Raw genomic sequence first — 11,314 nt, forward strand, 5'->3', positions numbered from 1 at the left:
AACAAGGCAGTTGACTATGCATCGCTTGGCTTTTTTGCTTTCTGTTGCGTTCTTCAGCGGCGGTGCCTTGGCGGATACGGCCTGGCGGGGAACCAGTCCCCAGTCGCTTGCCAGCGGCTCAGGCGATATTTCGAAAGCCGGTGGTGCGGCAGTCACCTTGTCCGCCGAGTCGACAGGCGCAAATCAGTTCGTCGGCGCCATTACCACGATTGACGCAGCGGCCTTTCAGGGACGGGAAGTAGTTCTTACCGGCACGCTTCTGGTCAAAAGCGGTACCGGCAACGCCGCGCTTTGGGTCCGAGCGGACGGCCCCGAAGCGCCTTTGGCCTTCGCAAGCACGGGTGATCGGCCCGTGCGTCTCAATGAGGGTTCCCAGCCGAGAGAGGCCCGGCTCTACATCCCGGCAGCCGCGACCAGTCTCAAGCTTGGGGTGACGCTTGGCAGTGCAGGGCGTGTAGATGTGGAGCACCTCACGCTCAACGCCGAGAGTGCAGTCCAGAGCAATGTATCCGCCTATGACATGCTCGATACCGCCATTTCCATCATTCGCACGAACGCGCTGAACGCAAATCGCGTGGATTGGAAGTCCGAGCAGAAGTCACTTCTGACTCCAGACTTGAAGAAGCTTCCCGCACAGGAGGCGTACAGCAGGATCCAGACGGTTCTGACTGCGCTTGCAGACCGGCATAGCTCCGTGCAGGCGCCCAGTGCTGTTTCGACCTATCGTGCCGGTGCAGTCGTTACGCAGGCCGTGGAAGCCAGGTCAATGCAGGACATCGGCTATCTTTTGGTGCCGGGCTTGCGCGGCTCCGATCCCAAGGCCGGCGATATCTTCAGCACTCAACTTTGCGAGCACATCGCCGGCTTGGCAAAGACGGCAAGCAAGGGCTGGATCATCGACCTTCGTGACAATACGGGGGGCAATATGTGGCCGATGATCAAGGGGCTGAGGCCACTGTTGGGTGACGCCGATCTTGGTGCATTCCGGGACCGCAATGGTGTAGCAACGGTGTGGCGCACCCCGCCTTCCAAGGGGTGCGATGTCGATCTTTCCCACAGCAGCGTCGCGGTGCTCGTGGGTCCCAGGACGGCAAGCTCAGGCGAGGCGGTGGCCGTTGCCTTCCAAGGCCGCCCTGGTACCAGCTTCTTCGGGCAGCCGACAGCGGGACTCTCGACGGCCAACCAGTCGTTTGCGCTTCCTGACGGTGGCGCTATTGCATTGACGACGGCGGTATTCCTCGACCGTACTGGAGTGGCGTATCTGCAGGGTATACAGCCCGAAAAGCTCGTGCCAAGCGACCAGGATGCAGTTGCAGCAGCGGCAGCGTGGTTGCGCGCGCAGCCTTGAGGGCGTGCTGCTGGTACGAGTCAAAAGGGGGGCCAGAGTCGAATTGTTTGAAGATGGATTCAGATGTTCCACTCGCAGGGCCGCCGCCTGACGTGGTGAGCAAGCAGCAACCCCGGGCCTTCAGTTGACAGCTGGCAGCGACGCCGTGCTGCTCGTCGGCGCATAGAGGCCGCCATAACCGGGTATCACTCCAACTGCCGGCAGGTAACCCCGCTTGTTGCCGACGTGCCGATTGTCCGGGATCGAGTTGACACCGCATTCCGGCACACACACCCATGCTGTGCCGGCAGGCCCGCGCACGTAGACGCTGTGTGGATTCAGGTCAGACAGCAAATATCCGGCTGGCTCATGGTCGGGTGCCGACTGTCTGCCTTTCTCGCGGCTGGCATGGACGTTCCCCAGCAGCGCAATCACTGCGGGCACGGCGTTGTGTGCTGCCCTGATGCGCGTGGCCATGCCGGCGTCCCTCGATCCTGGCATGCCATCGTCGACGGCCAGCACGCTGATTCGTGCGCCTTCCAAGCGTAGTGATCGCAGCCGGTGCAACAGTTGCAGCATGGCCGCGCTGGATCGCCCATCCTGGGACTGGCGTGTCCAGAATCGGCTGGCTAGAAGTGCTGCCTGATCTGCATCTGAGCCGTTGCTTGCCAGGAAGTAGTCGAGGCTTGCCTGCTCTTCGATTGGAATCTCCAGCGCGACTACCACTGGCTTTCCGTACCTTGCGCTGGCGCATGCCAGATCGCCAATCAGTGCTGGTGCCTCGTTGGTGCCGTGGACCTCACCTACCAGCAGCAGGCTTGCAGCGGGCATGTTCAGAGGCCAGCTGCAGCGGGTGTTCTCATTGGCTGAAGCAACGTCATTTGCGAATGCACTTGATGCCAGCAGCAGAAGTGGAAGGAGTGACTTCATGTCGAGATCCTTTTTCATGGTGCATCCGTGGCACGCCCGTCACTGTACACGGTTGCGGCCGGCTGCCGCCTTTGTAGAACAGGCGTTGGACGTATGATGCAAGACTTGGTTTTCCCTCGCTTGATCGCCCGGCATCCCCATGACCAAACTGCTCATGACAAGAATCGATGCGCCTAGCTGGGCGCGTCCGTTTGCAATGGATATCGATGCGGAGTTTGGCGCGCGGCTCCATCAGGCCGCCGAGTCTCAGATGGCTGAGATCCATGCCGCTGCTCATCGGCTGGTCCAGCGTTACGTTGACGAGGTGGCGGACGACATGCTGTTCCCCGACAAGGGGAGAATGACCGGGGATTACTACGTTTCCGAGCTACGCTATGACGTTTCGAAGACCGCTTCTTTCCCGGAGGAGGGAGCGCACCGGCTAAGCCTGTTTGTGCGCTGTCTGGAACATCCCTTCGTGCAACAGCAAACAGATCTCGACTACCTCGGGCTGGAGGTGCATTTTCTCTGGAATGAGGAAAGCGCAAGCTTCGAAGCTACCGGCGATATCGATTCAAGCTCGATCTGAGCAGGCTGGTGCTAAGTGACCATCTGATTAAAACTGCCACTTTGAAAGTAACGTCACCAGTGAGAATCCCGCTTCAAGTTGGGATCAGGTGATTGCAGTTCCCGTGCCCCTGCATTTCGGGAAATTGCTGCAGCCAAGGAAGCGTTGCCCCGTGCTTCTATTGACCCGCTGCACTAATGCGCCTCCGCAACGAGGGCAGGGCGCGGCATCTGGCGCTGGATGTTCCGGTGCCGCCAGCGTTGGTTCCGTGCGTTGATTGATTGGCACGGGTGCATCTTCCACAGTCTTCAACGACTGGATCATTGCCAGCAGTTGTTCGCCGCCGATCAGTTCGATGGGCTTGTCGCGCGCGAAGGCCTCCGCATCCGGAGTGAACGTGCCGATACAGACAATCTTGACGGCCTGCGCTTGATGATGGGCTAGAAGCCCTGCCATCTCGCGCACCACGCTGACGCCAACCTGTTGGCGCTTCCACTGTTTGCATTGCACCAGCGTGCGTTGGCCACCCTTGCGCAGGATGAGGTCGATGCCGCCATCGGGCCCGCCCAGCCCGGTCTCTTCCACTGCATAGCCCTGGCGGCGGAATGCTTCGCCGACTAGCTGCTCGAACCGGCGCCAGCCGCCGGCTGCCAGGCTTTCGAGCGTGGTGCGCGTGTCCAGGAAGCGGCGGCGTTTGCGGGCATTGAGGTAGGATGCCAGGGCGGCGATCCAGCAGATGCCGAGCAGCATCCATGCCAGCGGCGCGAAGACAGCACTGGATTGTTGGGCAAAGGCTTGCGCCAGCATGCCGCCTTGAAGGGACAGGAACCACTGGATGCCGTAGCGCACCAGGATGAAGCCGATGATCCCTGCGAGGATGCCTATCGGCCACGGCATGGTTGCCAATGCGCCGATAGGAGATTGTTTTGTTCTGCGTCCCATGCGAACCCCCTGTTCCAGAGGGCAACTTAGCGCGTGGGTGGGGTGTTGTCAGCAGGTGGCGGAATTGTGGGAGGTGCGGTGCAAGGCGCGAAGCTTGTTGTGTTGGGTGTTTGGCAGCGGGTTGCGCTGGTGGTGTTCTTGCTTCGCGGCTTACGCCGCTCCCACAAATGCAGAGCGGGGGCGTTATTGGACTGGCAGCGCTATTGGGCGCAGGGGGGCTGCGTCACCGCCGCGGATCTTCAATGGGCCGCCGATGAAAGCGAACTCGTAGACCTTGTCGCGGGCCAGTTCGTCCAGCGCGATCAGCTCGATGATCGGTGCGCCTTGCTGGGCCAGCAGGTAGGTGTGCAGCGGGACGTAGTCGTCGGCCACTTCCGAGGGGAAGGCCTCGAAGCTGAGGTTGTCGGCGCCCACGATCATCGCGCCGCCGTCCTCGACCAGGAAGCGTGCGGCATCCAGGCCCATGCCCGGTGGGTTGGCCATATAGGCCTTGGGCTGGTTGAACAGCTGCATGCGTCCAGTGCGGATCAGCACGATGTCGCCTTGCTGCAGGCTGACCTTCTGCCGGCGCAGTGCATCCTGCAGGTCCTGGCGGGTGACGCGGTAGCTGTCTGGCAGCATGTCCACGCCCTTGGCGCCGGCGACGTCGATCAGGATGCCGCGGGCAACCAGCGGTGGGAACTTCTCGATGCCGGTGACCTTCCAGCCGCGATCACCGAGGTGTTTGCTGGCCTCGAAACCGTTCCAGATCTTGCCGTGGATGCCGAAGTGGTTGAGCGCGTCGATATGCGTGCCGGTGTGGCTGTACATCGAGAATGCGGTGCCGGTGTAGCTGCGGGTGATGTTCATTGTTTCGCCCACGCCCATCGGGTCATCGATCACCGTGCCCTGCGGCGTGTGGGTCATCCAGAACTGGTAATGCGGATCGCCGGCGTCCTGCCAGCTCGGCATGCCGACGTAGTAATCGGTGGCCAGGTCGTAGACCTTGCCGCCGCTTACCCGCGACAGGATCGCCGCACGTGATGCATCGGTGATCAGGTTGAGCCGGCCGATCTCGTCGTTCGGGCCCCAGGGGCTGACGCCGACCTGCTGGCCGGAGGAAAGTGGTACGGCTGTGGTCGACGTATGGGCCGCCGAGGGCAGTGCGGTGGCGGCCAGCAGCAGGCCGAGTGCAGCGGTGAGGTAGCGAGTGTTCATCGGAAAAGCTCTGTGCGGGGAACGACGCGATGGCGTCGCAACAGGCACGCGGTGGCGTGCACGGGTCTCCGCGTTGCAGCAGGGCCGCCGCGCGCAATGCGTCGGCTGTCGGTCGAGTTGCCTGTAAGGGCAGCGCACCGACATCAGGCCCGGCTCAGCGGGAGAACGCAGCTTAGGTAGCCGTCGCAGCACGAAACAGCGGCTGCCGGGCAGCTCAGTATTCGCTGGGCGTCAGCAATCCAGGCCGGCGCAGCGGGGCAGGGCGTCGTGCAGGAAGTCGATGAAGGCGCGCACCTTGGGCTGCAGGTGGCGTTGGGTCGGGTAGACCGCGTAGACGATGCGTTGCGGGTAGTGATGATCCGGCAGCACCTGCTGCAGCTGGCCGCTGGCCAGGGCGGGCGCGGCCAGGAAGGAGGGCAGTGCGCCGATGCCGGCGCCAGCCACCAGCAGCTCGCGCAGCAGCAGGCTGTTGTTGGCGCTGACGCGGGTCGGCTGGGTTACCGTCACCTGCCCATCGGGGCCGTGCAGCGGCCAGCTGCCGGGCGAATCAGACAGGCTGTAGGCCAGCAATGCGTGCTCGCCCAGCTGCGCCACCGTGGTCGGGGCTGGATGCTGTTGAAGATAGGCGGGCGCTGCGCACAGCACCTGCTGCAAGGAGGCCAGGCGGCGTGCGACCAGGCTGGAGTCGTGCAACTCGGCGCGTATCCGCAGCGAGACATCGAAGCCTTCGCCAACGGCGTCCACCACCCGGTCTTCCATCACCAGGTCCAATGCCAGCTGCGGGTGCTCGGCCAGGAACCGTGGCAGCAACGGCGACAGCGTGCTCAACGCGAACGATAGCGGTGCATTGACCCGCAGCCGCCCGCTGACCTCGCCGCTTTGCTGGGCGATGCCACGTTCCAGCGCATCCAGCTCATCAAGCAGGCGGCAGCACTCCAGGTAATAAGCCTGGCCAGTATCAGTCAGGCTCATGCGGCGCGTGGTCCGCTGCAGCAGCACCACGCCCAGATGCGCTTCCAGCGCACGCAACTGCTTGCTCAGGCCTGCCGCCGACATGCCAAGGTCTTCGGCCGCACGCGCCAGGCTGGCACGCTCGACGATCCGCCGGAAGGCACGCATCAGGTTGAAGGAATCCACGGCAAGCCTCACGACAGAACGCGCACAGGGTAAAGAAAACCGGGGTCAGAGTCAGGTTTGAAGACTGCATGGATTTCTTTCAACCGTCCTGCGCGATGCCGATAAAACCGGGCGGCCGTGCACGCGATCGACGTTCCGCCAGCGTAGTCCTACTCCTGTCGCGTCGCTTCATAGGTGCTGCCGCCCCGCTGCAAGGAGAAGCCGCTGGCCTTGTTGTCAGTTCCCAACTGGAAGTCGACCGACATGTCGCTGGCGGTCATGAAGAATCGGCTTTTGGATTGTGCAAGCAGCTCCATGCGCGCGGCCCCGAACAGGTCGCTCTGGAAGTACAGGCGGTCGCCTTCGGCGGTGACATGCGCTGGCGTGCCCAGCAACTGGTAGGCGCCGGCGACGGCGGCATTGGCTGCGGGATCGGCGGCAATGGCGGCCTTCTCGACGGGCTTGAGGTCGGGCCAGCCGTATACGGTGGCAACGCTGGCCACTATCTCGTCAATCAAGCTGCCGCCGTTGTCGCTATTGGTCATCACCACTACGCCTTGCCCGGTTTTGGTGTAGCCATAGAACTGTGCGCGGAAACCATCGGTGCCACCGGAGTGCCCGAAGCGGATGCCTTCGCCCACCTTGTTGATGAACAAACCCAAGCCGTAGTCGCCCAGTGCGGGGCGGAGCATGGTGCTGGTCATGGCGCTGGACAAGACCTTGCCCGACGCGCCGCCTTGCGCATGCTGGATATCGATCACGAACCTGGCCAGATCGGCAGGGGTGGTCCATAGCGAGGCGGCGGCTGATTCCGGATAGAGGTGCCAGTTGCCGACGACCGCCGCACCATCACTGTGATACGCAGTGGCGGCCCGCGCCTGCCATGCAGCCGGAAGCCTCAGTGCGAAGGTGCTGTCGTGCATTTGCAGCGGATCGAGAACCAGAGCCTGCAGCAGCTCAGGGAAGGATTGTTTGCCTGCCTCGATCATCATCAGCTGCGCCACGCTGTAGCCGCCACCGGAGTATTTCCAAGTGCTGCCGGGCGTGGATTCGACCCTGACCGGGGCCGAATTTGCCGGCGTCTGGCCGTCCAGTAACTGCAGCAACGAGGGGACCGGCTTGTCCGGTGCGTAGCCATGGAAGCCATGCACGGTCATGCCGGCGCTATGGTTGAGCAGCCTGCGCAACGTGACCGGGCTTTGCCAGGTGAACTGGTTGGCGGGAACCTGCCAGCCGCGCAGCTGCGTGTTCGCATCGACGTCGAGCGATAGCTTGCCCTGCTCGACCAGTCGCAGCGCGGCCATGGCGCTGACCGACTTGCTGATCGATCCGGCCTGGAACAGCGATGTAGCTTCGGCGGGTGTGTGCTTGCCGGTGTCGAGCACACCATAGGCGCGTGCCCACTCGAGGCGTCCGTTGTTGATCACGGCGATGCTGACCGCGGGAACCTTGTGGAATGCCATGCGCTCGCTCAGGCGCATGGCTTGGATCGGAGCGTCTTTGACGACGATAGGTGTGAGGAGGGTTTGTTCGACCTGGGCGATGCGGGCGTTGACCTCCTGCGTTTCCTCCTGTCCCCGTGGCGCGCCTGCTGCTGTACTGGCCATCACATAGGGAGCAAGCAACAGCATTGAGAGAGCACCCACAAGACGACGAACGAAGAGGCTGCGGTCGTGGCCGGACAGCAGGCTTGTTGCAGTAGCTGCGTGGTGCATCGTCGATGGCTCTTGGTGGGTTGGGGTCTGGTATCGAGGATTAATTGAGGGCTCGGTCTTTCGCAAGTGCAATGTGACAGGGGCGTGGATTCAGGGGATGAACCTCCTTGGCAACAGATGACGCTGCAGGCCTGTGTCGGCGGCCATGCAGTGACACCTCCTTCAGGCGGTGTGGTGAGAGAGGAGTGCGACCGCTCGCTGGCGTCTTCACCAAGTTCGCCGTTGCTGGGCTCCCTCCCTGTCATGCAGAGATTGTCAGGCGTCCTTGCCCAGGGTGTAGGCTCGCGTTGCGTCGCAGCCGGGTTGCTACGCGTCGTCGATCAACGCTGGTTTCTGCCACCGAGGAATTCGCATGACGGTCAAGCGCATGGACAATGTGGGCATCGTGGTGGAGAACCTGGATGCCGCCATCGAGTTCTTCACGGAGCTCGGCCTGATTCTGGAAGAGCGCATGCCGATCGAAGGTGAGTGGGCTGGGCGCGTCACCGGTGTGCGCGACCAGCGTGTCGAGATCGCCATGATGCGTACACCTGACGGCCATGGCAGGCTGGAACTCTCTTGTTTCCATACTCCGGCTATCGTTGCCGATCACCGTTCTGCACCAGTTAACTCGTTGGGCTACCTGCGCGTCATGTTTGCGGTTGAGGACATTGACCACACGCTTGCCGGGCTCAAGAAGCTGGGGGCGTCGGTGGTTGATGAAGTAGTCAACTACGAGAACACCTATCGACTGTGCTACATCCGTGGTGTGGAAGGGCTGCTCATCGGCTTGGCCCAGGAGCTGGGGCCGCACACGCCGCGATGATTGCTGTCGCATCCTTGCCGGCTGATTGAACAGAGTGACGCAAGTTGCGTGCTTGTTGGCGTCAGTTCCTGATGGTTCGGCCTGCGACAAAACCCGACCGGGTGGAGATGGACCAGTTGGTCGCTTGACGGCGGCGCTGCCTGCCGAGACCATCCGCGTATTCATCAGGGTTACCAAGGTCCTACCATGTCTGGCTTGCTCGGCGGGTTGATTGAAGGTGTTGTGGATTTCGTCACGGACATATGGGTATTGCGCAGGCAGCGCTCAGGCAGGAATCGGTCGACCAATTCGCTTGGCAAGGATGTTGCAGACACAGCGTTGTTCGATGTGTGGGCCTTGTTGTTGTCGCTGCTGGCGTTCGCCTGTTTCGCGGTGATGTTCCTGGTGGCCGAGCTGCCACTGTGGGTCAGCTTGCTGCCCGTGGCCGCCGCAGTTGTCTATCTCGTCTATCGCTGGTTGGCATTGGTTCGCGCGGAGTAGCCGTCGGGCATGGCCTGGTTGCAGGAATGAGCGGTCCGAACATGGCGAGCGTCTGGTCGGCGGGAGGTGCGATGTTGCCGTCCTTCGCCCATCGAGATGCACCATGTCGTCCTTTATGCTGTGCGGGTTGGATCCCGACTATTTTTCCGGACTCTTTCAACTTGATGATGCTGCGCTTGCCACGCGGCAGATCATGCGGCTTACCGCGACAGCCGATTCCGGTTTCCCTTGCAGGGTGAGTCTTGCCGACGCCAGGGTTGGCGAAGAGCTCCTGCTGCTGCCGTATCAGCATCAGCCTGCGGATTCACCGTACCGGGCCAGTGGTCCAATCTTCGTTCGCCGGGGCGTGGCGCGTGCGGAGCTGGTTGAGAACGAGGTTCCACCGCAGGTGCAGCGTCGCCTGATGTCGTTGCGCGCCTACAGCGGCGACGACCGGATACTCTTCGCCGAAGTCTGTGATGGCGCCCATGTTGCCGAGTGGTTGCGGCATGCCTTCGATGATGCGGCAGTGGCCTATGTGCATCTGCATTTCGCACGCTATGGCTGTTTTGCCTGCAGGGCGGATCGGGTTTGAAAACAATGCCGAGCATGGCTCGGCACTACCTGCTTCGCACCCTCCCTTTCGCGTAGCGAAGGGGAGGGCCGGGGAGGGGTAAGCTCTTTGCCGACCGATGCAGCCACGAAGCAATACGCGTCGTTCAGTGCTTCGCGCGCATGCGTGTCAACGATTCAACCAGTCCATCATTGCGCACCATGCACAGGAAGCGGCCATCGGGATAGTCGATGATCAGCTCGGTTACCTCGTCGTTGACTGGAACCCGAACCACCACGGCGCCCTGCGCGTTCGCCCGCATATTGCATGCACCCAGCAGTTCGCTTCCAGCACCGGCGCCTGCAGCGTGTTGCGCTGGACGTCCGTTACCCGCGTTGCTGAAGACTGCGCGGCAACCATCCTTGACCCAGACCGAATGGTGGTAAAGCCCCCAGTTCTGGTTCTGCACGCACTGGGTGTGGCTCAGCTGGCGGACCAGACGCACATCTCCGTGGGTATCCATATCGCACTCGGTCTGCGCCTTGCCTGTCGATTCGCAGGTGACTTCGTGTGGCATTGCTTTGTCGCGGGCCGGCGCGGCTTCCGCTGGTGCTGAATTGAGGCTGCAGATGCCATCGCGGCCGCCAGCGCCGGTATAGGAAACCTGGGTGCCGCCATCGGCCGAGCGGGAGATGGACAGGGTCACGCCGCTGCTGGAATCGCGGGCTTCGTAGTAGTTGTCGTTGAAGCGTTTGAGCGTGGTTTCCTTGCCGTTGACGTAAACCGGGCCGCCTTCGTCAGCATGGATTTCCAGGCCGCCTGGGCAGCTGCCGTTGAACAATGGGATGGCGGCGCTGGCAGGTGCTGCGAATGCGAACCAGGCGAAGGGGAGTGCCGCGACCATCAGCAAAGCTGATCTGTTCATGGGGTGTCCGCAGGGTGAATTTTGCGCAGCCTAGCACCCGTTGGTCTGTGTTGGTGAAGGTGCCGGTTTGCGGAAGTCGCGGGAGCGCAGGCCATGCGCAGGCAAAGCGTCACCTGTAGTACCGAGCCATGCTCGGCAGGGGCATCACCGGGAGGGCTCCTCTGTCGAGCGTGGCTTGGCACTACGGTTGGGTTTGTCGGGAAGGCTTCTGCCGAGCATGGCTCGGCATTACGGTTGGGTTTGTCGGGAAGGCCTCTGCCGAGCATGGCTCGGCACTACGGTTGGGTTTGTCGGGAAGGCCTCTGCCGAGCATGGCTCGGCACTACAGGTGGGTTTGCCGGGAAGGCTTCTGCCGAGCATGGCTCGGCACTACATTGGTTTGCTTGATTTTGGTCAGTGCACCGGTTGCCCGTGCGGCGCATGGTGGCTATCCAGGCGAGGAGGGCACTGCGTTGGCCAAACCTTTTCCGTTGAATCCAAAGCACCCCGAGAGGATCTGCTGGGGCTGCGACAAGTATTGCGCGACCGATGCGTTGGCTTGCGGCAACGGCTCAGGGCGCACGCAGCATCCAGCGGAGCTGCAGGGCGAGGATTGGTATCTGGCTTGGGGGGTCGAGCCGGAGCCGGGTAAGCCAGGGCGGGCAGCGCTGGAGAAATTGTAGGAGTCAACTGTCTTGAGCGCCCCCCGCTATACCGGCTGCCCAAGGTGCGTTGTCACGCTTCATGGCATTGAGCCTGGTCAGGTATTTGCGCATACAGGCGGTGACAGCCAGCTTTTTGGGCTTACCTGCAGCCACT

Annotated in this window: 12 protein-coding genes; 6 read left to right on the forward strand and 6 right to left on the reverse strand. The window is 62.3% G+C overall.

Going from position 1 to position 11,314, the window contains the following annotated elements; all coding sequences use genetic code 11:
- The first annotated feature begins 16 nt into the window (after positions 1-16).
- Positions 17-1,348 (forward strand): S41 family peptidase, encoded by a 1,332-nt coding sequence (locus ACVOMF_RS13125; protein ID WP_481509695.1) that lies wholly within the window; start codon positions 17-19, stop codon positions 1,346-1,348.
- A 120-nt stretch (positions 1,349-1,468) separates the two neighbouring features.
- On the opposite strand, the gene ACVOMF_RS13130 is transcribed toward ACVOMF_RS13125, so the two are convergent.
- Entirely contained in the window at positions 1,469-2,275 is an 807-nt protein-coding gene (locus tag ACVOMF_RS13130; protein ID WP_481509696.1) for a hypothetical protein, read from the reverse strand.
- Between the two features lie 121 nt (positions 2,276-2,396).
- On the opposite strand from ACVOMF_RS13130, the gene ACVOMF_RS13135 reads away from it, so the two are divergent.
- The gene (locus ACVOMF_RS13135; protein ID WP_481509697.1) at positions 2,397-2,825 is read left to right on the forward strand and encodes a hypothetical protein; all 429 of its coding nucleotides are present in this window, start codon (positions 2,397-2,399) and stop codon (positions 2,823-2,825) included.
- Positions 2,826-2,909: 84 nt separating this feature from the next.
- On the opposite strand, the gene ACVOMF_RS13140 is transcribed toward ACVOMF_RS13135, so the two are convergent.
- The 4 genes from ACVOMF_RS13140 to ACVOMF_RS13155 all read right to left on the reverse strand — a co-directional run bounded on the left by ACVOMF_RS13140 (position 2,910) and on the right by ACVOMF_RS13155 (position 7,690).
- Complete coding sequence (locus ACVOMF_RS13140) at positions 2,910-3,746, reverse strand: restriction endonuclease (RefSeq protein WP_481509698.1); 837 nt, start codon at positions 3,744-3,746, stop codon at positions 2,910-2,912.
- A gap of 183 nt (positions 3,747-3,929) precedes the next feature.
- Complete coding sequence (locus tag ACVOMF_RS13145; protein ID WP_481509699.1) at positions 3,930-4,943, reverse strand: cyclase family protein; 1,014 nt, start codon at positions 4,941-4,943, stop codon at positions 3,930-3,932.
- A 231-nt stretch (positions 4,944-5,174) separates the two neighbouring features.
- Positions 5,175-6,080: a LysR family transcriptional regulator gene (locus ACVOMF_RS13150; RefSeq protein ID WP_481509700.1), complete on the reverse strand. Its 906-nt coding sequence runs from the start codon at positions 6,078-6,080 to the stop codon at positions 5,175-5,177.
- A 149-nt stretch (positions 6,081-6,229) separates the two neighbouring features.
- On the reverse strand, positions 6,230-7,690 hold the full coding sequence (locus ACVOMF_RS13155; protein ID WP_481509701.1) for a serine hydrolase domain-containing protein: 1,461 nt from the start codon (positions 7,688-7,690) through the stop codon (positions 6,230-6,232).
- Positions 7,691-8,126: 436 nt separating this feature from the next.
- Here ACVOMF_RS13155 and ACVOMF_RS13160 point away from each other — a divergent pair, with 436 nt between their 5' ends.
- The 3 genes from ACVOMF_RS13160 (at position 8,127) to ACVOMF_RS13170 (ending at position 9,633) form a co-directional block, all read left to right on the forward strand.
- Complete coding sequence (locus ACVOMF_RS13160) at positions 8,127-8,579, forward strand: VOC family protein (protein WP_481509702.1); 453 nt, start codon at positions 8,127-8,129, stop codon at positions 8,577-8,579.
- Between the two features lie 186 nt (positions 8,580-8,765).
- Entirely contained in the window at positions 8,766-9,059 is a 294-nt protein-coding gene (locus tag ACVOMF_RS13165; protein WP_481509703.1) for a hypothetical protein, read from the forward strand.
- Positions 9,060-9,252: 193 nt separating this feature from the next.
- Positions 9,253-9,633: a DUF1203 domain-containing protein gene (locus ACVOMF_RS13170; protein WP_481509707.1), complete on the forward strand. Its 381-nt coding sequence runs from the start codon at positions 9,253-9,255 to the stop codon at positions 9,631-9,633.
- Between the two features lie 124 nt (positions 9,634-9,757).
- Here the strand turns inward: ACVOMF_RS13170 and ACVOMF_RS13175 are convergent, their stop codons facing one another.
- Complete coding sequence (locus ACVOMF_RS13175; RefSeq protein WP_481509704.1) at positions 9,758-10,516, reverse strand: DUF3011 domain-containing protein; 759 nt, start codon at positions 10,514-10,516, stop codon at positions 9,758-9,760.
- 311 nt (positions 10,517-10,827) lie between these two features.
- Between ACVOMF_RS13175 and ACVOMF_RS13180 the strand changes: the two genes are divergently transcribed.
- Positions 10,828-11,178, forward strand: coding sequence for a DUF3079 domain-containing protein (locus tag ACVOMF_RS13180; RefSeq protein ID WP_481509705.1), 351 nt, complete (start codon positions 10,828-10,830; stop codon positions 11,176-11,178).
- Positions 11,179-11,314: the final 136 nt, after the last annotated feature.

It is taken from the genome of Stenotrophomonas sp. STEN022 (assembly GCF_056760155.1).

Excerpts from the sequence above, each read along its gene's own strand:
- ACVOMF_RS13175 (WP_481509704.1), bottom strand. The coding sequence starts at position 10,516 with ATGAACAGATCAGCTTTGCTGATGGTCGCGGCACTCCCCTTCGCCTGG.
- ACVOMF_RS13160 (WP_481509702.1), top strand. The coding sequence starts at position 8,127 with ATGACGGTCAAGCGCATGGACAATGTGGGCATCGTGGTGGAGAACCTG.
- ACVOMF_RS13140 (WP_481509698.1), bottom strand. The coding sequence starts at position 3,746 with ATGGGACGCAGAACAAAACAATCTCCTATCGGCGCATTGGCAACCATG.
- ACVOMF_RS13155 (WP_481509701.1), bottom strand. The coding sequence starts at position 7,690 with ATGCTGTTGCTTGCTCCCTATGTGATGGCCAGTACAGCAGCAGGCGCG.
- ACVOMF_RS13145 (WP_481509699.1), bottom strand. The coding sequence starts at position 4,943 with ATGAACACTCGCTACCTCACCGCTGCACTCGGCCTGCTGCTGGCCGCC.
- ACVOMF_RS13125 (WP_481509695.1), top strand. The coding sequence starts at position 17 with ATGCATCGCTTGGCTTTTTTGCTTTCTGTTGCGTTCTTCAGCGGCGGT.
- ACVOMF_RS13165 (WP_481509703.1), top strand. The coding sequence starts at position 8,766 with ATGTCTGGCTTGCTCGGCGGGTTGATTGAAGGTGTTGTGGATTTCGTC.
- ACVOMF_RS13170 (WP_481509707.1), top strand. The coding sequence starts at position 9,253 with ATGCGGCTTACCGCGACAGCCGATTCCGGTTTCCCTTGCAGGGTGAGT.
- ACVOMF_RS13135 (WP_481509697.1), top strand. The coding sequence starts at position 2,397 with ATGACCAAACTGCTCATGACAAGAATCGATGCGCCTAGCTGGGCGCGT.
- ACVOMF_RS13180 (WP_481509705.1), top strand. The coding sequence starts at position 10,828 with ATGGCTCGGCACTACAGGTGGGTTTGCCGGGAAGGCTTCTGCCGAGCA.
- ACVOMF_RS13130 (WP_481509696.1), bottom strand. The coding sequence starts at position 2,275 with ATGAAAAAGGATCTCGACATGAAGTCACTCCTTCCACTTCTGCTGCTG.